This window comes from Paenibacillus sp. Marseille-Q4541, from assembly GCF_018310695.1.
In the GTDB taxonomy this organism is placed as follows: Bacteria; Bacillota; Bacilli; order Paenibacillales; family Paenibacillaceae; genus Paenibacillus.
The window spans coordinates 1-20,300 of the sequence record NZ_JAGXCY010000047.1 but is presented as its reverse complement, the minus strand read 5'-3'; the positions used below and the strand labels follow the sequence as shown (position 1 = coordinate 20,300).

Here is a 20,300-nt window from a genome sequence, read left to right as displayed (position 1 = left end):
GTTATTACATGAATCGTTGATATATCTCAAACCTTCAAGTAAAGGATATCTATTATTCCAGGCATTAATGATTTCTTTTGTATTGTTTATGTTGGGTTATACAGCAGCATTTGAGTTTGATGATTATAAAGTTGTGCTCGTGGGATGGGTATTTATGATATATGGAATAGCTAATATCGTCATAACATATTTAATCATCAATAACGGAGACAAATGAACACAAGTAAAACAGTTAAATACATAGTGGATACACCAGTTGAGGAAATGGTAAAACGTATCAAAGAACAAGGGATGGACATAAACAATGTGATAAGCTCATCCCTTTTGTCTAGGAAGGAATTTGGATTGAAGGTGCAGCAGTTAGTAGATGAACTAAAGAAATTAAAACAAGGGGAGATATTAAATGAATAACGAGTTAATTGATTTGAGTGGAGTAAGCACCAAAGATTTGACTAAGGAAATCATGAGAAGAGAAGGGGTAGAAACATTGGTGTTGAGTCCCGAAGATGAATTTTCTATTGTAACAGATAGAGGGAAAATTAAAGATTGTGGGCCAGCAATATTACTGATAAATAGAGATTAAAAATAATCAAATCTGTATTTTATGAAGAATTAGAATTCATGTAACAACCATAAATAGAACTCGATAATAGGGGGGATATGCGCATGAAAGCAAATGTAAATCTCGAAATTGATAAAGATGACTTGAGTTATGAACTGAATGCATTGGTTCGTGAAGTTGCAGAAGAAGAAATTAGAAAGATGGTTAAGCAACAGGCCGAAGCACTAGTAAAGGAAGAAATCAAACGAATTATCGCTCCTATAGTCGATGAGTATTTACAAGATGCTCAAGTCGGGCGTGAACATATTTCATATCACGATAAAGGGCCAAGTAGAAGAAATATTGATGATTTTATCAAACGAATAATTAAGGATTATTTGGATGAACCGGTGTATCTATATTCCAAAGATGCTGAAAGGATCTCAGAAAGATATAACAAATCATCGCAACCATATGACAAAACTAGAGCGGAATTATGGGTCATCAATAAAACTATCAAATTTGTAGATAGCGAGGTTTTCCCAGCTCTTGAAGCAAGATTGAAAGAAGTTGCCGATGTGATTGTGCTAAATGAAGAACAGGTGCAAGAGATCATCAAAGCAAAAGTACTTGAAAAGTTTGCTTAAGACCTTAAAGGGGAGGAAGCTCAATGACCAAGAAAACTGAAATTGAAATCAACCTCACGCCTGATCAAAGGTTTTGGATTGAGTCCGAACAAGATGGTCAAATGTTACTAGTAAGTAAAATCACCATCAATCAATGGGGTAACATGTTGGATTTCGAAGGGATGTCATTCTCGGTAGATTATGAAGATATGAAGATTGAGGGACAAGAAAAAGCGAATATGCACTTGGAATATAACGAATGTGGATTCTATACGGATAGTGACTGCTAAAGGGGAGGATGACCAATGAAGAAACTTGTATGTACGTTGATTGGGCATCGATGGACGCAACACACATATGGACAAGGGATAACATACATAGGAAAACATTGTTGGCGATGTAAAAAGGGTTTGCCAGAAAGTGCTCATGGTTATGAGAATTTGTTGAATAGAAAAGGTTCGTACTAAGGGAAGGATGAAAGGGAATGAGCAAACAAGAAAAACTTATATCGGCAGATAAGATGCTAGAACACTTAAAGAGCGTAGATTTAATGAGTACGGTGGGTAGGTACGGTCAAGCAACATTCACATTCCAGGAACTAGACCAACTTATTAAAAAAGGACTATATGACCCTGATCCAGTACCCACCATTAAGCCGGGAGATAGAGTGAATCACTATGGATTCCAGTTTCCATTCTTAAAGGGTGTAAAGGTAAATCATTTGCAGATTCACAGATTTGGGACATATGCAGTACTTGAGCATGATGGTGAGACGTATACAGTACCTTTCGATAGTCTGGAGATAGTAAAGGATGAGTAGAGACTGGCAGAAGGATATGAAAATATGTGAAGAAGCAAAAACAAATGGGCTTATGGATGGGTTGGCGTTTATGTTACCTGATATAGGTATTCACTGGCTCCAACAATTCGCAGAATGGAAAGCAAAAGCGTATGAACTTGAAGTAAGGAATCACGAAATGCTCAAGGTGCTAGAGCGAATCAAATTGGAGATAGATGAGTTTAGGAACTATATAGATATTGAGGTATGTGAAAATGCAGAAGATCAAGTCAGGGCGTTTAATGAAATTCTTAAAGCAGAAAGAGAACGTGCAGATAGAGCAGAACATAACGAACAAAAATTAAAAGAAGCGATAGGGGCTGCAATAAGAGATGGAGGCAAGTGGGAAAATACCTACCAATCTCTCATTGATCTGCAAGAGGTAATAGATTTCCATTACCCAAAGGAGTGAGTAAATATGTCAAATGCAGAAGATAGATATCGTTTATTCTTGGATGGTAGTTTGTATGGTGTAGGGCCTTACTCATATATTGAGGAATTGTTAAGGGATTACATAGTTGCTTCGAAAATGTATGGACGATCTTTGTGCGAATTTGCAATTGTTAAACAATAGAGTTGATCAAATTATGATTTCATTCAGAAAGGATAGATATAGATTTGAACGTCATTGACAGTATTCAATTATCAGTAGATGAGATTGCAGTCGCAGAGTATGAAAATGACATTACTCCACCTAAGTTCACAGTAAGTCTGCTATATGAAGAATGTAGTAGTAAGGAGCTATTTGAAACTGATTATGAACACAAAATCATTATGACAGTAGAGCATAATGGTTTAGCTTTTAGTAAAGTGTTGTTCCCCTGTACTGACATGATTTATGGTTACTCAGATTTAAAAGATATTATGAAATACCTATATAACAGAACAATGTAAGGAAGGAATACATATGATTGATAGTTGTGAATGTGGTGGAGAGATTTTTGAATCCAAGACATTAAGTAGATGTTTGAGATGCAGGAAGTCAACAGTATGGGAAGTTGATGCGAAGATGTATTTTAAAAAGAAAAATAATAAACAGAAGGAAGATGGATATGGGAAATTTATTCAAGATAATAATCTCTAAGTTGCTACCAAGCAAGCAGGATTCGATTAAAGAAGAAAATAGCGGAAATTTGGAAGAGAAAAAGTTCACTCCACTCACATTAGGAGATGCAGATTATAAGGATGTTGAATTAGAAAAGGCATTTGTTCCACAAGATATTGATACTGGGCAGAAAAGTGAAGAGGTTAGACGATTAAAGAGCCTTGCTGCTAAAACAAAAAATAAACGAATTAAAAAGAAATTAGAAAAGAGAATTGAGAATAATACATAAATTAATCACGATTAAAAAACCTCCAAGCCATGTTGGAGGATGGATAAGTTATCCCAATAGAGGGTTTAGTTAGTAAACATTAAAATTGTTGAAAGTGTAAGTAATCCAATCACAATAGTCAATGGAATTGCGCTTATAGTAATTGCCGCAATAGCTAACCCTCTTCCTGATGTGGAACGTCTAGCACTTATTCCTAGAAAAAAACTTGTTAAATTAATCATTAAAGTTAATATTGTTGTGACTAATATTCCAGTTTCATTTGGATCATAACTTGTACTATAGGTTTCCATTGCCATACAGAATAGAGTGAAGGAAGCTAATCCAATAAAACTAAATATAAAGGATACAACTGCTCTACCAAGTCTGTCTACTTTCTTAATTTCTGTTGTTGCTTTCTGTTTTACTGCACTTTCCATGATGACCTCCTGAGACTTATGTACTATTACGTAGTTAAAAAGTATTACTTCAGCATCACTATATTAACATGCTTGTAGCGTATATGGAATAAATTTCTTTGAATTAACTACATCTTAGTACTAGAGTGAAAACTGTTTTAAAATTGATATTCGTTTCAGAAAGGAGGCAGTCTGTATGATTTTTTCACGGAAGGCAACTATTGAAGATTTTCATAAAGAGAATATAAATTGGGATAGCATTCTCCGCCCGGAACTTAAACAGATGATTCATCAAGGCAACAAGCTTCAAGCCGCAAATTACTATAGAAAATACAATGGTTGTGGGATACAGGAAGCCAAGAGAGTAATTAACTCTTATATGAACTTTCAAAAAGCTTGGGATGATTTCGGAGACACTAAGGACGTTTTTGTTCAATATGATAAAAAATATATTTAGAAGGGTGAAATTTTTTGAACAGTGACATTCAATTTATAAAAGAGTTGCAGCAAGAATGAAGATAATAGAGTTTTTACAAAGTAGCAAGGTTGTGAAATTGGAGGGATAACATGGGAACAGATGAAGAGGTTAAAGGGTTTACTGCTAAGATGTATGACGGTGTAACTGACAAGGAGTTGTGGTCTTTAGATAATCTCACTACTCATAATTTTGAATATTTACCATCCTCAGATAGGCCAATTAAGAAGCTTCCTGGGTTGCTTAGTTGCACACTGACTCTAGAAAAAGCTGAGATGAATATGAAAACACTACGCAACATGATAATGTCTCAAAATGAAACCCAGTATACGTTAAAAGCAATAAACACACGATTCAAGAGACTTCAATACATAGTTAATAGAACGAAAAATAAGCGTATTAAAAGTAAGACAACAAAAACAATTAGAAAAATTGATCCTTACCAAATTTATTCACAATTATCGGTAGGCATGACCGTAAATGCGTCAAGCGTAGTGTTTGAAAAAGTAAAGGGATATAGGAATTACATTAAATAAGGATTTCATTTAAAAATTAAGAAAGGATTGATTAATTGTTAAAAGAAGAATGGATTAATAAGATATATCACGGAGACTGTATCAAAATCATGCCCAAATTACCGGAGAAATCTATGGATTTAATTCTAACAGATATCCCCTATGGTGCTGTTTCTCAGAATGGTGAAGATAGAGCGAAATATGATGGTCAGATGAGAAAGTTAGATAAAGGATTGGCCGATATTGAAACATTTGATCTTAATGAATTTCTAGAGCAAGTTTATAGATTGGCAAAAGGAAGTGTCTACATATTTTGTGGTATTGAACAAATGTCAACGGTGTTTTCATTTTTTAATTCAAAAAAAGATATGTCTACAAGACAGTGTATTTGGCATAAGACAAATCCTTCTCCGGTAAATGGGCAATATTATTGGATTCACAGCATTGAGAATTGTATTTTTGCTAAGAAACGAAAAACAACTTTTAATCAACATTGCAAACACAATGTATGGGATTTTCCGGTTGGGAGAAGCAAGATTCACCCTACAGAGAAGCCACTCAAGCTGTTTGAATACTTAATAGAAAGTTCCAGTAATGAGGGGGATGTAATCTTTGATCCTTGTAGTGGAAGTGGTACAACGGCTGTAGCTGCATTGAATAAAGCTAGAAAATACATATGCATTGAGAGCGACGAGAAGTTTCACACAAACTCTGTTACAAGATTGAATTCAGTAACAGAAAAGGACTGTATATAGAAAGGAAGATTACCCGATAAATACATTGTTGGAGACTTTGGAGACTAATAGAATTTACCAGATGGATTGTCTTGAGGGCATGAAACTTATACCTGATAAGTCAATAGACATGATCCTTTGTGATTTGCCCTATGGAACCACACAGAACAAGTGGGACTCCATTATCAACCTAGATCTCTTATGGGAGCAATACTGTAGAACCATTAAAGACAATGGAGCTATTGTATTAACGGCTCAAACACCATTTGATAAAGTTTTGGGCTGCAGCAATTTAAAGATGCTCAAGTATGAGTGGATATGGGAGAAAACCACTGCTACTGGACATTTAAATGCTAAGAAAATGCCAATGAAGGCCCATGAAAATGTACTGGTGTTTTACAAGAACCTGCCTATATATAATCCTCAGAAAACAACAGGACATACACCAGTACATACCTATACGAAGCATCAAGAGGACGGAAGAAATTACGGTAAAACTAAAATTGGAATTAGTGGTGGCGGCAGTACTGAAAGATACCCAAGGAGCGTTCAAATTTTTGCTACTGATAAGCAAAAGGAAGCATTGCACCCCACTCAAAAACCTGTAGCACTATTTGAATACCTGATCAAAACCTATACAAATGAAGGAGATACTGTACTTGATAATTGTATGGGGAGTGGAACGACTGCAGTAGCTGCTATACGAAACAAAAGAAATTTCATAGGATTTGAAACAGAAGCAGAATACATAAAGGTAGCAAATAAGCGAATAAGTACTTTTGAATCATTGTAAAATTGATATTTGATTTAGAAAGGTTGTAAATAAATGACGTACATAACTATTGATGATAAAGATGAAGTACAGAAAATACTTCTTGATCAGATCGCATATTACAAAGAAGAACTAAGCAAGAGTTACAAGGGCGTTAAGTATTATGAGCTGGTTAAGCATATTGTTAAAATTGTGAATGCAGCCGAAGATGACGAATCAGAAGAAAATGAAGATTATGATGAATCAATAGCTATCTCAGATATTAAATGGCATCTTAAGCACAGTGGAATTAACTTGGATAGCTTTAAATAAGAGAGTAAAGGAAAGGGATGCTTCATATGACATTAGTAATTGAAACAAATCTATCAATGGTAGATGGAGATATCCATGATTTTCAATCTAGAACGATAAAAGTAGCAAGTTGGAACGATTACATAAAAGAGTTTATAGATAATAAATCAGTCACAAGGACTGCTCATATTGGCAGCATGTTTGGAACGACTATTCCGCAAGGCGCTACAATTGAAAACTTAGTTCACAATGACCACACTCTTAAATGTGATGTTTACAGTTATTCAGGAGTGCATACCAGAAAACTCAGTTACTTAGTTAAATAGGTAACGTTGATCAAATGGATCTTTTACTTAGAAAAGGAGGCGGCTATTTAAATTGGAGAAACTTCGATGTACTGAACCGGAGTGTATGGAACTTAATGAAAAAGAGTGGGAAGAAATTGAACTGTTTCTATATGTAGAAGAAACAATGACTACTCAATACAAAATACTTGAAAATGGAGTATTGAAATTTCTTGATTCTGATAGTAATTATCAAAAAGTTTGGTTGTGTTGTCCATGCTGTGATAGAAAATATGAGTTTAAACAAGAATATGTTGAAATTGAAAAATGCGCAAGATTGGATTTTGATATTAAAGATGAAGAAAATCTTCAAATCAACAGGATTATGGAATCTTGGGAACGGCAATTTTGAACGAATTCAGCATTTGATTAACTTGCCTCATTATAATTGTCCAAGCATTCACATCAGTCTCTCATAAGATAAATAGTAGGTATTCTTAATGGGAGTTGATAATGTATGGTCAAAAGAAAATATTGTTTAGACAGTAAAAAAGGTTCTATTGCTGGATTCATAAATAGTAAAGCAGGTAAGACTGGGACTTTTTATATGACTTACAAAAACAATAGTGAATGGAATGCTAAGATTTTCAGAGGAGTAATTAAAGCAGGAAGAAGAGAGTATTTTGTTATTCAAGATCCAACTACTAAACAAATCTTTGTATTATCTTATAGCAACCTAGATTACTTCACTCTGTGATTAGCTTTAGGGGGAGGTTCTCCTCCTACATACTGATAAAATGAAACTTTGATTTATAAATACATGTACGAGGAGAAATTATAAATGAAAATACATATTGAAGAAAAACTCTACTTAGAATCAGACGGTATGCAATTTATCTTGAAGGAATATAAGGGAAAACAATCTATCTCAAAAGACGACGGCAAAACGACAGACTTATTTAAAACTTACGGATACTTTCCTAGTATTCACACAGCGTTAGATAAGGTTCTAAAAATGAAAATTATGAACAGTACAGCAACTGATCTAAAGGGACTCATTAAAGATGTTGCCCAAATAAGAGAGTTTATTAAAGACAATGTTGATTATTAATCAATATCAAATATAAATATAATTTAGGAGTTGATTAAAATAACAGTTTTAACAAATATAGAGTTTATATTTGAAAATGTAGAAGGAATTATGTTTGATGGTTCTAAGTGTGAAAACTTGAAGATTGACGATGTCACTGAGTATTATGAATCATTTGGTAAAAAACTTCACAAGAGAAAGAAGTGTAAGTCTTTTAAGGTTCTTCTAAGTTCTAAGCTAGATATAGAATATTGTGATAAACGTTTGTTGAATCCAAAAACAACTACGCCATTTAAACGAATCACGGAACATAAAGATATCATTGCCGTAATACTACAATTCAGCGATGGGAGTAAAGAGGAAATTGAGGTTGCCTGGTGTGAGAACTCAGATGTCTCAAATAAATATCAAAATACACGCATTGATGATAACGGTGATTTATACATAGTAGTTTCTGAAGAAGAATACTTGAGAAATATCTGCAGTTTTAATTTCTTAAACAAATGAGAATTTTAAGTAGATAATAGGAGGCATTTATATTTATTTGAATAATGAATTGCAATCACTTGAATTAAATTCTTTTTATCATTGTGATTGTTTGGAGGGAATAAAGCTTATTCCCGATGACTACATCGATCTCACTGTTACTAGCCCACCTTATGACGAGCTCAGGTCTTACGAGGGATTTAATTTTAATTTCAAAGAAACTGCCAAGCAGCTATTAAGAGTTACGAAATCAGGAGGTGTGGTCGTTTGGATTGTTGGTGATGCCACAATCAAAGGATGTGAATCATTGACAAGTTTCACTCAAGCACTGTATTTCAAAGAGTTAGGATTCAACGTGCATGATACGATGATTTACGAAAAAATCAATCCAACCCCTATGAAAGGAAACCGATACCAACAGAGTTTTGAGTATATGTTTATTCTTTCAAAAGGAAAACCTAAAACTTTTAATCCCTTAAAAATAAAGAAAAAGTATATGGAAAATCGAAAAAACAAGAAATACAACAAGGCAGTTGATGGAAAGACAATTGAACACGTATACAAAGCGAACAGTGAAATGAAAACAATCCACAATATATGGAGGTACACTGTAGGACTTTATAATTCAACTAGTGATAAAATTGCATTTCAGCATCCTGCAATATTCCCTGAAAAATTAGCAGAAGACCATATCCTCAGTTGGAGCAATGAAGGTGATATTGTGTTAGACCCATTTATGGGCAGCGGAACAGTTGCAAAGATGGCTTTATTAAATAAAAGAAAATACATAGGATTTGAGGTTTCAAATAAATACATTCAGATAGCGAATGAAAGAGTGGAGAAATTAAAATCATAAAAAAGAACAGAGCATATCCTTGTAGCTTATGCGAGATAGATTTGTTGTGGATGAATGATTATCAAGAGAATGATAGAATTGAGAGCTTTTATTGGTGTGAAAATTGTTTTAGAGAGCTAATTATTATCATAAAATCGTGATTTCATAAAAAAAGAATGAGAAGTCACTCATTCAGAATTGTTGCAGTTTATTAAATTCAATTATTTTTGCGGAAAGATTTTTGACGAAAAACTCACAGTCTTCAATTATCTTATTAGATGAATTCTCTAACATTATAATTTCATGATATTCGTTTAACACTACTATTTTAGTTTCGCTGATTTCTTCATTTTTGATTTTTCTAAATAGCTCTTCGTAATGTTTTGGGTGAACTACTCCTGCATCGTGTATTATTCGATTTCTTAATTGAATATAAAAAATGATGTTTTTCCATGGTTTTGATTTACAAATATCTTCTAGTGATAAATGAAGAGATAGGCTTTGAACAGCTTTTTCAATTAAACTGCCTTTAAGTTGGCGGTTACTTTTAAGACTTACAAAAATATTATCATAATTCTCCTGGAGATCATTGTAAATATTGAGTGTCGCTTTTTCAAGATGGGTTATGCACGATATAAGTAGTGATGTCCGGAGAGTATTTGGATAGTCTTGATACAGTTGTTTAAATCGATCACTGTTATAATCCCAAAATATATCAAGATCATGTTCATCTGAATATTCCTTTGCAAGTTCATTCATATGATCAGAGTATCCTTTTGCTTGCTCTTTAATTGACTGCTCCATATCTTCTGAAAAATCTCTAAGAGTATTATATTGAATTTGCGCTAAGGCATGAATGAACCTAGACCTCATATGTATCACCTCGATAGTTTATCGTGTAATTATAAGTGAATTTTTGATAATAGAAAAGAACGGTAGAATAACATTCTTGTAAAATTGTAATTTCATAATGAAAGGCGAGAATGCATGGTAAACCTTATCAAGTTTGAGCAGGCAATGAAGTTGTTGTACAAGTTAAAGGAAGTTTATAAAAATAAAAAGAATGATGAGGGATAATATGCCAAAAGAAAATAGTATTCGATTCAATAAAGTAAATATATATCTAGTATTTGATGTGCATGGAGAACATAATGATGATTCAGTAAATATTGAAGTTAGCTGCGGTGAAGATATTGAAATGTATTTGAATTTCTACCGTGATAGAAATTGGTCGGAATTATTCGAAAGTGAAGGATACGGCGGATATGATGTAGATTATGCTGTGTTTAAAGGAATTACAGTTAGTTGTACTGATGAACATGGTAATAGATTTTTCGCAGGCAACGATTTTGGCAGGTACGGAAGTGCTACGTTGAATATTAAGCACTTAGAAGAAGATAATGCTAAGAAATTAGATGAGATAAGAAAGATCTTGGGCTAATAAGTGAGGACTTTTATGAAGAATAATTAAATGGAGGAAATTGAATGACAGATAATAAAATCAAAATTATTGCAATCAAGACAAAGAGTAAAGTTTATATCTCAGATAACGTAGACTTAGGTTCATACTTCCATACAAAGTTGAGTGGTGTATTGGTGAATGGAGAACCCTTGAAAAATACATATAAAAAAGATTGGTTTGAAACTAGCAAATTACCAGATTTAATTCAAAAACAAGCACCAGGACAGCAAATTAATGTGAGATACGAATTGAAAGAAACACATTATAACACTGGATTGCCTAAAGTTTTGCAATACTCTGATTTTGATGAAGATACTGGACAATATGAGGCAGTATATGGATTATATGACCGCAAATATGATATGACTGAACCTTCTTTGGAGGAAGTTAAGTTTGAGTTAAATATCATTGAAGAGCTAGATGAATTCGAGATAGTACGAAGCGATTTTAATTTGCAGCATTCTATACTCGACCAATTAACTACTCATCCTGTTCTACTATCCACTAAGCCGTGCAAACTCTCAAGACAGGAAAGTTACAGTATCGTTCGGAATTATGTTAAGTCTCATATTGATAATAAATGGGCTGCTATCACAAGTGACTATGATTTTTGCTTTACTGTTAGTAAGAAAGTTGAACATGAACCTGAGTCATACAGAGTCAATGTTGGTAAACGTAAACCGAAATATGAAACAAGATATACGAGATCACGAACTGTTAAAGTTTACGAAGTCGCACCTAAGACATATGATCGCTATCCAGTTATTGAGCCTTTTGAGGGTAAAAACGAAGATGATTTAAAGAACAATATTCAAAAGTTTCTCGATGAATTGATGGAGAGAATCAATAAACCGCTAGTTGAATGTGAACATTGCAAAGGATTTGGAGTGATTTCAGATGAAGTTTAAGAAGAGTTACTTAGTTAACGAATTAGATCTACCCAGCAGCGCTATGGTCGATAAAATTACAGGCACGTCTAGATGGAGCGTTTATCATGAAATTGTATTTGAGCATCAGGGTAAATTTTATCAAACAGAATACTCAGTAGGTACAACTGAGATGCAAGATGAAAGTCCGTGGAAATATGACGATGAGGTTGATTGTGTAGAAGTAGAACTTAAACCAGTACAAGTAATGAAGTGGGTACCTAAATCCAATTAGGAGTGATTATATGAAGTGTAGCAACAAACATTGTTTGTGAAATGCATTTGACACTTGTTGCCATGAAAGTGAAGAAGCGTATGAAAAAGCGACACCAAATGAATTAGACTGCCCTGTTTCACTAAGAGAGGATCTGCAAGAGTCAATGTACTTAATACTTGATGAAGTTAACGAGATGATGGAAAAGAGGAATTTTAAAGAGTTAGCATCAATACATAAGTTTGTCCGAGAGCAAAGGAAGTAGATAAAACATAGGTTTTATATAGTTAAAAATAATAAAAATTAGGGAGAGATTAAATGAATACATATAATTATCAAGAGGAATTTAACAATATCTTTGAAGATGGAGATGATACATATTATCTGCAGGAAGATCCAACTTGGAAAATCACTTCTTTAGAATTGGCGGTATGGGCAGATGAAAAGATTCATGAAAAAGAAGTTAAGATAGCTGAAATTGAAAAAGTAGCTGATAGCAATATAGAAGTGTTGAAAGCGAAAATTGAAAAATTAGAGCAGTGGAAAGAGACCGCTTCTAAGAAAGATAAGGATGATATCACATTCTTCAAGGAACATTTGCATCTATACCATAAGAAAGTCATTGAAGAAGAAAAGCTCATAAACGAAGAATTGAAGTTGAAGGGTAAAAAGGAGAAGAAACTCAGTAAAACAATCAAGCTTCCATATCGTGATCTAACCAGTAAAGTTCAGCAAGCTAAAATTTTAATTAATGGAAAAGATACAACAAGTGCAAAAGATGATGAAGCATTTGTTGCTTATGTTAAAGCAAATAATCCTGAATGTATCAAAACTATAGATGAAGTTAAATGGGGAGAATACAAGAAAACACTCAAAACATCTGCAGTTAATGGCAAGATGACTTATATAGATGATGCGGGAAGTCCACTTGATTTTATTACATTCCAAGAACTCGACGATAAGTTTGATTGGAAAATCAAATTAGATTGATTTTATAAAACAAATATAAGTATGTTCAAAGCATTCGAATTACATAAACGGATATAATAACTATATCCCCTCCTTAATTATTATAGGAGCAGTGTATTATTGCTGCTCCCCTTAATTATCTAATTGATAATAAGTTTTGAACTTCTTTATAGACCAATCCTAAGATTAATCCTGCACCAATTATGTAGAACTTTTTATATTTAGTATCCTTAAAGCTTTCTACAAAACACCACATGAATGCAATTCCTAATACTACATACATGGCGTTATATAGAAAATTATAAATTTCAAACAATCTAACTCGCTCCTTTCAATTTAACATAAAAATGAATACTACCCTTAAATACGATTGAAGTACAGTTAATAATTACCTTCTAGATATAAGGGTTTGGCTTTGCTATTGATGAAATGCATGTTTTATAAAATAAGTTAAGACTAAGCAACAGAAAAGAGATGTCATAATTTTGTTGTTGATATAAGAACGGATGTTTGGGTATAATACTTAAAGCAAACAAATGTTCTTATAGGAGTGATTTTTCATGTTACCGGATTATGAGCGTAAAATCTTGAGAATTCTTTATAATTACACAAGCCAACGTCACCGTACACCTAAAATAAATGAACTAGAAATTAAAACAGGACAAACGAAAGAGCGTATAAATGAAGCATTGTTATATCTAGAAAACGAGAACTACATAGCTTGGGAAAACAAATCCAATCTCGAAGGGATTGTCATACTCAAAGGATGGGAAGATGAGAGCGATATCCCTAGGCAGTTCTCATCACCCAACGGATCTATTGATTATTGGACGGAGTACTGATTATGAGTAAAAAACTAGTGGGAAATGGGATATTTGAAGGATCACGTATGATTATTCCCGAACATAGAACTGCATGGCTTATGCAAGAAGAAAGTAAAAAGATAAGAACTAAACCAACATTAGATGACCAAGAAATTCAGCAAATTGAACATACAATAGTGTATTCATACAATAAACGTGTGAATATAAGTCTTGTCCTATTTGATCCAATAGAAGACAAAGAGGTCGAAGGAGTCGTCATTGGTATAAACACTTATCGCAGAGAAATAAAATTCTCTAGCTCTGAAGATGATTGGGAATGGATTAAAATTAAAAATATCATATATGCTTCTTCAAATAGGTAAGAGATAAGAAATTAGACCGTCACCAATTAGACGGTCTTTTTGTTTTGTTTTATTCTTTTGGTTACATCTCCAGGTAATTTTGTGATAAATCTAGAGTATCCCTGTGAGTTCTTAATATAGTTCATGGAATGATACCTTTTTAAGTTTCTAAGATCCTCTTCAACAAAAGGATATAGCTCACTTTTCAATTCATCGAAGTTCTTTTTGTCACAGCCTGCCAATAATAGATAACTCGTATTAGCCGATCTAAGCTCGTCACGCATGTAATTTAGTTGATTAATGTAGTGGCAGCTGATAATTGGTTTCACTATGAACTTTGCCATTTGAGATAGTTTAGAAGTAACAAATTTCTCTGAACATGGGGTTTGGTAAATTTCATCAATAATGAGATTGCATTTTGTTCGTTTGGATTTATCTCTAATTTTTTCACTTCTGATTTGCGCAGCCAACCATAGCTTCTGTAAAAAATAAAGAACGAGAGTATCTTTCTCAGATTCCACAGTAAACATATGTTGAGGGAGCTTAATTGTTATTAGTTGATTCTTTTGCATTTCGTCAACAAGGTTGATATTGTTTTTTGTATCTTTTTTTAGCATAAGTTCCGTGTAGGTATTCCTTTTAAGGGAATTCAAGCGATCAACTATACCAACAATTAGGTTTAACTTTGTACCCGTTACGTTATCCTCTTTATCCTTTTCATCTAATTCAAGGAGACTTTCTATATACTCCTCCAGATTGGTTAGTTGGTGTATTGGAACTCTTGATAGGTAATTATGCCTTACTTTATGACTGTGTAATACACTAAATACATCTTTAATGCTGCCACTATTGATAAATACAACAAGTGATGCACTCTCCAGATAGCGCTCCATTTTAGGACTCAATCGGCTATCATCTGAATTGATTGAATTAACTAAGGTAAGCATATTAGAGGTTTGACGTTTAGCATTTTCGTATTGCTTAAAAACATCTGTGCTTTGACCCACTTCGTTAAATCCTAACCCTTGCATCATTTCGAAGTCATCACAGCGAATTTCTAACACCTTATCTTTGGAGAAACATTTGGAAACTTCATTACTAAGCTCGCAGTTCTCAATAAAATCAAAGATAACAACGCATTCTCCAGCTTCGATTGCATCAATGGAAAGATTGGCGATTAGATTAGATTTTCCTGCACGAGTGGGACCAATAAGCAAAGTAAGTAGATTTCTAAATTCTCTGTCGTTGCTCAAATAAGCTTTCTGTCCTTTACCTCTATAGATATTCTCCCCAATGCACATTACTCCACTCTGTAAATCCTCCGGAACTTCAGTTTCAAAAGTTTCTACACTATCTATAAAATTATATCTTTCTAGAACATCTCTTCCTGCGATAGACAGGAAATTTTGTGCTTCTTCATCTCCAATAATATTTCGTATTGATCCAGTCGAATAATCAGTAGGAGAGAAGTGTTTTATCTGTGGCTTATAGACTAATTCATTGTCCTGAGAAATCGTATCGAAGCTTTGAGCTAAACTTTTGATTTGATTACGTTGACGAAATTTATCTCCACTTTCAGCCAATACAACAATTTGAGCTTCAAGCACTGCAGAGTTACCCTTCTTTAATGTAGCATCAGATATTTGAAATTTCTTGTTGTTAAGAGCAAGTATAAAGTTGTTGATTAAACCAGAGTTGGAGTCGGATTGATTTGATGATTTATTGCTTGAAGACGACATAAGAGCATCGGAAAATGTATTCATTGCTGAGTCGATGGCCGAGATAGTCCACTTAAATATGTATCTCCAGCCAGTCTTATTACGTTCAATTGGCTTATTGGATTTGACTTTCTCTATTGTTGTTCTGTGTTTGTGTTTCCATGCATGTTGAGTAGTAGGCATGAAATTATAAAAGATGCCTAATTTATCATTCTCCTCTAACATTTCAACAACATTTAGGTTGGAGTTAAGAAGGTCATTGTTACGTCTATCAATTGCTAGGCTAAGGGCATCTTCTTTGTTGTAGTAGATTTGTAGTTTAGTAGAGTCAGAAGAGAAGAAGGGGATTTCTTTTACTTCTTCAATTGTAATATTAGACCAGACATCAGTTATTTTTTCTTTTATAAACATAAGTTGATGTTTGGGGACAATAAAGTAAAACTCTATTTTTTTATTCTCCATGTAAATGTAATAGCTGATTTTAGAGTTGGGATGATATTGGAATTTAGAGGGGATGAAGTAATCCTTACCAAGCAACCTAACCAACTTTTCTTCTGTGTGTTCAATATTCTCAATTACATTTTTATATAGATTGCTTATAGATCTAGCGAGTTTGTGAGTGGAGTTGTTACGTATGGAGTTGTTGGGCTTGAGCTTGAGATACACATACTCAGGTTTAATAATTTGAAACACATCTGACAATTTAGATGATAACATGTATCCACCTACCCCAGAAGTAGTTTAATAATGACATATCCCAAACAGAGCATTCCAGTCCATCTCTTACCATCACGCCATCCAGCTACCCAAAAGAGTAAGCACAATCCACTTCCTACTAAGGCAATAGTATAACTTAAATCTACAAGCACATCTCGAACAGCATCAAGGGCTCCAAGTATAGCTTCAGTTGCTTGGTGGCGACTCCAATCACGGATACTTTCTTTGACTGGATTGAGTGGATTAGTTAGAGGAATTCCATTCATTGTGATAACCATGTTGATCGACTCCTCTACATATCGCTAAATACAGTATCGACTTGTTTTAGAGACCAGGGTAAAGCTAAGAGTATTATATAAACCATTAGATATTGAAGGAATGCTCTCTTTGCCATATCAAAATCACCTTTAATGGTGTTCTGAATTGTGTCCCATCCTCCTTTGAATATAATCACCCATTTACCAAGTCCAACTAATTTTTCATATATCCTAGCTCCACCAATATCAATACCATTTGGAGCAGCAAAAGCGGAAGGATCTATAATTCCAGATGCAAATATGATGATAGTGGTTCCTATGATACGATAGACAATCTTGTATTTATTAAGGTGTTCGACGAGAGTATTTTTGATTTCATCTTCTGAATTGTTATTGAAGAATTGATTGAAGGGAATCGTCTCAGTTTTAACCATACGATTTAATCTCCCTTCTATTAAGGATGTAATCCACTATAACAAGTGCGCCTACAACAAAAGAAAAAAGGATTATTGATGTCGTATTGTCAAAGAAGGGAAGTGTGCTTTGTTTTGTGATTGCTACATTGGATAAATCGTTTAAGCTGAAAGCATGTTGATTAATTGTTCCTGTGTAATGCTGTAAGTCGGCAACTAGATTAGATGGATCGACAAAGTTACCTTCTTTAATTAGACCAAAGTGTAGATGTGCTCCTGTGCTGTGACCAGAGTTACCGCTCAATCCAATAAAGTCTCCAGCTTGAATTACGTCACCCTTATGAACAGAGATGTTATCCATATGTCCGTAAACGTGCAGATCTCCTTGTTCGGTGCGAATAATAACACCTTTACCAATATTTTCGGTTCCATGATTGACAATGCGCTCTACTGTGCCAGATGTAATGCTGTGTAATTCAGTTCCCTTTGGAACAGCTAAGTCGATGCCATTGTGAAATCTTCCATCACGAATTTCTTCCATAGTTCCATATTCTGAGCTGATTCTGAATTTCATAGGTGTTGTTGTTCTCATTGAAATTTCACTCCTTTTTTGTGTGGACAAAGAGAGACAGGCATAATTAAAGAGTGCTGTGAATATAATTAGGGATATATCGTCCCTAATTAACTTAGCCTAAGTCTGCCCATAAGGTTAGAGAGGGAGAAAAGGTTGTTCTCCCTCGTCCCACATTCATTATTCTGCAGCTGTAATTTCTTCTTCGCTTGCAGCAGAATCTTCCTCTTGCATCATTCCTAAGAATACTTTCCAACCATCCTCGGTAATGTGAAGCTGTACTCCTTTGTTATTAAGCCCAATCAACATATTCAAAGTTTCATTTTTCATCATAATGAACACTCTCCTCTAATTTTTAATATTTGTATTTGTTAAGGATATCTAACACAGACTTCTTTTCAGCCTTTTTAGGTAACGTTGCAACAGAAGTGGTGGGCGTAAATAAAATTTCGTTGGTTGATCCTATGGCTTCTTGCTGATCTTTGTATATCTTCAATGATTCTTGAATATCTAACAGTCTTTTGAATGACCATGGAAGACCAGTTAATAGGCTAGTTACTCTGCCATTGGATTCGTGATAATTACCTTCAAAGAGTTCGGGCATAAAATCTTGAAATATTAGATTGTGTTGTACATATTCCATAAGAGTATCTTGACCATCGAAAATGATAGCGGCTCTTTCAATCCTTTTGCTTGAGACAGGCGCGAATATAGATGATTCCCACGACTGGACAATCTTTGTTGAGACTCCTTGAGGTAAAATATTTGAGCTTAGTGTAGCTATTTCACATTCAGATATGGTAGCAATGCCAGGAGTAGCTAAAACAGTAATTAAGTCTTGCTCATCAAAGTTTCCATTCTTAGAGTGCTTAGTGGTGTAGGATACGAGCTTAGATAAATAAGATATGGATGATTGATTGGTGATTTCGAATATCTTGTTCTTGCCAGCTAATCCGTGAGTATTACGTGCTTGCTGATTATCGATGGGAAAAACAGCGATATCTAATTTAGATAATTCAGCAAATGTATTGAGGCAGTTTATTTGACTCGTTTGAGATTCGGTTATTTCAGGGATGATGGGCATAGCTACAAATGTAGTATCAGGAAATGAGTTTTGACACACTTCAAGTAGAATGGGACTTATACCACTACCTGAACCACCAGATGTACTAAAGGTGAAAATAATAACCTTTGAGTTAGAAAAGTAATCTCTAACAAATGATAATGCTGTTTCCCATTGATCTTGAAACAATTCGATAGCTTCATTACGTTTCTTTCCAACACCCTCAGATCCAAGGAGACGTAATTTGTGCTTCACATTAACTGAATCAAGATCTCTTTGAGAATAGTTGATAGCTCCAGTAAGAAATCTTGAATTAGAAGCTTCTTCTGCGATATTGGAGCCTGCCTGACCTAAGCCTATTACTGCTATCATCTAAGCACCTACCTTTTCAAGTGATTTATTGACTGCGGCAATACCAAATTCAGTTAGATAGATGAGGTTAGATTTCTTAACTGTGATTGTTTCGATTAGCTTATTTGCGGATAATCTATTTATTGTTCTGCGATAAGTTGCTTCTGTAAATTCAACTGCACGTTGTAGTTCAATATTTGGCAAAGCCTTGAATCCAGTTGTTGCATCATTTTCCTGTAAGGCTCCTAAAACAAACACATCGTCAATTGTTAAGCTGCTTACTACGTAGTCGAAATATCTTTCCATATAGTTGCACCTCCTTGATGATTTTCAACCATCTTTGAACACCGTTGATGATGTTGTTTGATGTCTGATGATATAGCATATTGCGACATGCTTGGACACTATTCCTAGTTTTTGAATAATTCTTTCATAGATTGTCCATCCTAGATCTATAAGGGGTGGATAACATGTTTGGAGTATATGAAGGAAAACGAAGAACAAAATTAGGTAGCTGGTTAAATCGGAATAGGGTGAGCCAGGAGTTTTTAATTAACAAAGTTCCGTTAAATAAAAATTCTGTGTCTAAACTTTGTAATGATCCCAGTTATGAACCCAGAGAGGTTACACAATTAAAAATAATTAGCTGTCTTAGAAAACACGGGTATGACGTGAGTGTGAGTGATTTCTGGTGACATATAATGAAGGCATTGGTTCTGAAAAGGGATCGATGCCTTTTAAATAATAAAAATAATTTAGTTATTGATTATAAATGAGTGATGTAGTATTATATAGACAGGAAGTTAATGGAAGGGATAAAATACATAGGAAGAAGACGTTGAAATAATACTTTGATTTAAAAGGAGAAGAATGAGAGTCGAGTAGGAGTGAGAATAAATGCCTAGTTATTTTTATGAGTTCAGCAATGCTTACGCGTTACTAGTTAATGTATATGGGGATGGATATTATATCTTCGAGAAAACCAAAAAGTTAAAAGATATAGCAGAAGGTAAATTTATTGTTTACATTGAAAGAGACTATTCGTCGAATTATTTTATGAAAAAGAGCATTGATTCTGAAATTACAAAAGTTTTTCAGAAGATTAAACTAAAGTCCTTATATGATTCTGTTCGAGAGAAAGAATTTATTTTTTACAGGAAGTATCAAGATAGAAAGTATGAAGAAATTTTTAAAATTAAAAACTAAATGGAAAATTTCAAATTGAAACAATTCTTTCATAAGGAGTGAAGAGTAGTAA

36 protein-coding genes are annotated in these 20,300 nt (G+C 34.0%); 27 read left to right on the top strand and 9 right to left on the bottom strand.

Going from position 1 to position 20,300, the window contains the following annotated elements; genetic code table 11:
* Window positions 1-213 precede the first annotated feature (213 nt).
* The 9 genes from KFT32_RS25040 to KFT32_RS25000 all read left to right on the top strand — a co-directional run bounded on the left by KFT32_RS25040 (window position 214) and on the right by KFT32_RS25000 (window position 3,339).
* Window positions 214-411, top strand: coding sequence for a hypothetical protein (locus KFT32_RS25040; protein WP_211750104.1), 198 nt, complete (start codon window positions 214-216; stop codon window positions 409-411).
* Window positions 404-583: a BC1881 family protein gene (locus tag KFT32_RS25035; RefSeq protein ID WP_249436131.1), complete on the top strand. Its 180-nt coding sequence runs from the start codon at window positions 404-406 to the stop codon at window positions 581-583. The genes KFT32_RS25040 and KFT32_RS25035 overlap by 8 nt, the downstream gene beginning before the upstream one ends.
* Window positions 584-666: 83 nt before the next feature.
* Window positions 667-1,188 (top strand): hypothetical protein, encoded by a 522-nt coding sequence (locus KFT32_RS25030; protein ID WP_211750103.1) that lies wholly within the window; start codon window positions 667-669, stop codon window positions 1,186-1,188.
* Window positions 1,189-1,211: 23 nt separating this feature from the next.
* On the top strand, window positions 1,212-1,457 hold the full coding sequence (locus KFT32_RS25025; protein ID WP_211750102.1) for a hypothetical protein: 246 nt from the start codon (window positions 1,212-1,214) through the stop codon (window positions 1,455-1,457).
* A gap of 15 nt (window positions 1,458-1,472) precedes the next feature.
* Window positions 1,473-1,634 (top strand): DUF1660 family phage protein, encoded by a 162-nt coding sequence (locus tag KFT32_RS27750; protein WP_211750101.1) that lies wholly within the window; start codon window positions 1,473-1,475, stop codon window positions 1,632-1,634.
* Between the two features lie 17 nt (window positions 1,635-1,651).
* Window positions 1,652-1,987: a hypothetical protein gene (locus KFT32_RS25015; protein WP_211750119.1), complete on the top strand. Its 336-nt coding sequence runs from the start codon at window positions 1,652-1,654 to the stop codon at window positions 1,985-1,987.
* Window positions 1,980-2,417: a hypothetical protein gene (locus tag KFT32_RS25010; RefSeq protein ID WP_211750100.1), complete on the top strand. Its 438-nt coding sequence runs from the start codon at window positions 1,980-1,982 to the stop codon at window positions 2,415-2,417. Before KFT32_RS25015 ends, KFT32_RS25010 begins: the two co-directional genes overlap by 8 nt.
* A gap of 206 nt (window positions 2,418-2,623) precedes the next feature.
* On the top strand, window positions 2,624-2,899 hold the full coding sequence (locus KFT32_RS25005; RefSeq protein WP_211750099.1) for a hypothetical protein: 276 nt from the start codon (window positions 2,624-2,626) through the stop codon (window positions 2,897-2,899).
* Between the two features lie 158 nt (window positions 2,900-3,057).
* Window positions 3,058-3,339, top strand: coding sequence for a hypothetical protein (locus KFT32_RS25000; protein WP_211750098.1), 282 nt, complete (start codon window positions 3,058-3,060; stop codon window positions 3,337-3,339).
* Window positions 3,340-3,404: 65 nt separating this feature from the next.
* On the opposite strand, the gene KFT32_RS24995 is transcribed toward KFT32_RS25000, so the two are convergent.
* Window positions 3,405-3,755: a hypothetical protein gene (locus tag KFT32_RS24995; protein WP_211750097.1), complete on the bottom strand. Its 351-nt coding sequence runs from the start codon at window positions 3,753-3,755 to the stop codon at window positions 3,405-3,407.
* A 175-nt stretch (window positions 3,756-3,930) separates the two neighbouring features.
* Here KFT32_RS24995 and KFT32_RS24990 point away from each other — a divergent pair, with 175 nt between their 5' ends.
* From KFT32_RS24990 to KFT32_RS24940, 11 genes are all read left to right on the top strand, one after another.
* Entirely contained in the window at window positions 3,931-4,191 is a 261-nt protein-coding gene (locus KFT32_RS24990) for a hypothetical protein (RefSeq protein ID WP_211750096.1), read from the top strand.
* Between the two features lie 110 nt (window positions 4,192-4,301).
* Complete coding sequence (locus tag KFT32_RS24985) at window positions 4,302-4,745, top strand: hypothetical protein (protein WP_211750095.1); 444 nt, start codon at window positions 4,302-4,304, stop codon at window positions 4,743-4,745.
* Window positions 4,746-4,780: 35 nt separating this feature from the next.
* Complete coding sequence (locus tag KFT32_RS24980) at window positions 4,781-5,479, top strand: DNA-methyltransferase (RefSeq protein ID WP_211750094.1); 699 nt, start codon at window positions 4,781-4,783, stop codon at window positions 5,477-5,479.
* Window positions 5,480-5,540: 61 nt separating this feature from the next.
* A complete protein-coding gene (locus KFT32_RS24975) occupies window positions 5,541-6,251 on the top strand; it encodes a DNA-methyltransferase (protein ID WP_211750117.1) in 711 nt (236 codons plus the stop codon).
* A gap of 33 nt (window positions 6,252-6,284) precedes the next feature.
* A complete protein-coding gene (locus tag KFT32_RS24970) occupies window positions 6,285-6,542 on the top strand; it encodes a hypothetical protein (protein WP_211750093.1) in 258 nt (85 codons plus the stop codon).
* 26 nt (window positions 6,543-6,568) lie between these two features.
* The gene (locus tag KFT32_RS24965) at window positions 6,569-6,847 is read left to right on the top strand and encodes a hypothetical protein (RefSeq protein ID WP_211750092.1); all 279 of its coding nucleotides are present in this window, start codon (window positions 6,569-6,571) and stop codon (window positions 6,845-6,847) included.
* Window positions 6,848-6,899: 52 nt separating this feature from the next.
* A complete protein-coding gene (locus tag KFT32_RS24960; protein WP_211750091.1) occupies window positions 6,900-7,217 on the top strand; it encodes a hypothetical protein in 318 nt (105 codons plus the stop codon).
* Window positions 7,218-7,322: 105 nt separating this feature from the next.
* Entirely contained in the window at window positions 7,323-7,562 is a 240-nt protein-coding gene (locus KFT32_RS24955; protein WP_211750090.1) for a spore coat protein GerQ, read from the top strand.
* An 84-nt stretch (window positions 7,563-7,646) separates the two neighbouring features.
* A complete protein-coding gene (locus KFT32_RS24950) occupies window positions 7,647-7,916 on the top strand; it encodes a hypothetical protein (protein WP_211750089.1) in 270 nt (89 codons plus the stop codon).
* 90 nt (window positions 7,917-8,006) lie between these two features.
* Window positions 8,007-8,402, top strand: coding sequence for a hypothetical protein (locus KFT32_RS24945; RefSeq protein ID WP_211750088.1), 396 nt, complete (start codon window positions 8,007-8,009; stop codon window positions 8,400-8,402).
* 37 nt (window positions 8,403-8,439) lie between these two features.
* Window positions 8,440-9,237 carry a DNA-methyltransferase gene (locus KFT32_RS24940; RefSeq protein WP_249436130.1) on the top strand — a complete coding sequence of 266 codons (798 nt, stop codon included), beginning with the start codon at window positions 8,440-8,442 and terminating at the stop codon, window positions 9,235-9,237.
* Between the two features lie 171 nt (window positions 9,238-9,408).
* Here KFT32_RS24940 and KFT32_RS24935 read toward each other — a convergent pair whose 3' ends face one another.
* Complete coding sequence (locus KFT32_RS24935; RefSeq protein ID WP_211750087.1) at window positions 9,409-10,089, bottom strand: hypothetical protein; 681 nt, start codon at window positions 10,087-10,089, stop codon at window positions 9,409-9,411.
* A gap of 205 nt (window positions 10,090-10,294) precedes the next feature.
* Here KFT32_RS24935 and KFT32_RS24930 point away from each other — a divergent pair, with 205 nt between their 5' ends.
* From KFT32_RS24930 to KFT32_RS24905, 6 genes are all read left to right on the top strand, one after another.
* Window positions 10,295-10,657: a hypothetical protein gene (locus KFT32_RS24930; RefSeq protein WP_211750086.1), complete on the top strand. Its 363-nt coding sequence runs from the start codon at window positions 10,295-10,297 to the stop codon at window positions 10,655-10,657.
* Window positions 10,658-10,701: 44 nt separating this feature from the next.
* Entirely contained in the window at window positions 10,702-11,586 is an 885-nt protein-coding gene (locus KFT32_RS24925) for a hypothetical protein (protein WP_249436129.1), read from the top strand.
* A complete protein-coding gene (locus tag KFT32_RS24920; RefSeq protein ID WP_211750085.1) occupies window positions 11,576-11,839 on the top strand; it encodes a hypothetical protein in 264 nt (87 codons plus the stop codon). Before KFT32_RS24925 ends, KFT32_RS24920 begins: the two co-directional genes overlap by 11 nt.
* 297 nt (window positions 11,840-12,136) lie before the next feature.
* Window positions 12,137-12,808, top strand: coding sequence for a host-nuclease inhibitor Gam family protein (locus tag KFT32_RS24915; RefSeq protein WP_211750084.1), 672 nt, complete (start codon window positions 12,137-12,139; stop codon window positions 12,806-12,808).
* 539 nt (window positions 12,809-13,347) lie between these two features.
* Complete coding sequence (locus tag KFT32_RS24910; protein WP_211750083.1) at window positions 13,348-13,629, top strand: hypothetical protein; 282 nt, start codon at window positions 13,348-13,350, stop codon at window positions 13,627-13,629.
* A 2-nt stretch (window positions 13,630-13,631) separates the two neighbouring features.
* On the top strand, window positions 13,632-13,973 hold the full coding sequence (locus KFT32_RS24905; protein WP_211750082.1) for a YolD-like family protein: 342 nt from the start codon (window positions 13,632-13,634) through the stop codon (window positions 13,971-13,973).
* Window positions 13,974-13,999: 26 nt separating this feature from the next.
* Here the strand turns inward: KFT32_RS24905 and KFT32_RS24900 are convergent, their stop codons facing one another.
* The 7 genes from KFT32_RS24900 to KFT32_RS24870 form a co-directional block, all read right to left on the bottom strand.
* Entirely contained in the window at window positions 14,000-16,387 is a 2,388-nt protein-coding gene (locus KFT32_RS24900) for a type IV secretory system conjugative DNA transfer family protein (protein ID WP_211750081.1), read from the bottom strand.
* 8 nt (window positions 16,388-16,395) lie between these two features.
* On the bottom strand, window positions 16,396-16,665 hold the full coding sequence (locus tag KFT32_RS24895) for a hypothetical protein (protein WP_211750080.1): 270 nt from the start codon (window positions 16,663-16,665) through the stop codon (window positions 16,396-16,398).
* Window positions 16,666-16,679: 14 nt separating this feature from the next.
* Window positions 16,680-17,078, bottom strand: a complete 399-nt coding sequence (locus KFT32_RS24890; protein WP_211750079.1) for a hypothetical protein — start codon at window positions 17,076-17,078, stop codon at window positions 16,680-16,682.
* Window positions 17,071-17,649, bottom strand: a complete 579-nt coding sequence (locus KFT32_RS24885) for a M23 family metallopeptidase (RefSeq protein ID WP_211750078.1) — start codon at window positions 17,647-17,649, stop codon at window positions 17,071-17,073. Before KFT32_RS24885 ends, KFT32_RS24890 begins: the two co-directional genes overlap by 8 nt.
* A gap of 159 nt (window positions 17,650-17,808) precedes the next feature.
* Window positions 17,809-17,961: a hypothetical protein gene (locus KFT32_RS24880; RefSeq protein ID WP_211750077.1), complete on the bottom strand. Its 153-nt coding sequence runs from the start codon at window positions 17,959-17,961 to the stop codon at window positions 17,809-17,811.
* A gap of 22 nt (window positions 17,962-17,983) precedes the next feature.
* Window positions 17,984-19,063 (bottom strand): FtsZ/tubulin family protein, encoded by a 1,080-nt coding sequence (locus tag KFT32_RS24875; protein WP_211750076.1) that lies wholly within the window; start codon window positions 19,061-19,063, stop codon window positions 17,984-17,986.
* Window positions 19,064-19,348, bottom strand: coding sequence for a hypothetical protein (locus KFT32_RS24870; RefSeq protein ID WP_211750075.1), 285 nt, complete (start codon window positions 19,346-19,348; stop codon window positions 19,064-19,066).
* A gap of 591 nt (window positions 19,349-19,939) precedes the next feature.
* On the opposite strand from KFT32_RS24870, the gene KFT32_RS24865 reads away from it, so the two are divergent.
* On the top strand, window positions 19,940-20,248 hold the full coding sequence (locus KFT32_RS24865; RefSeq protein ID WP_211750074.1) for a hypothetical protein: 309 nt from the start codon (window positions 19,940-19,942) through the stop codon (window positions 20,246-20,248).
* The last annotated feature ends 52 nt before the right edge of the window (window positions 20,249-20,300 follow it).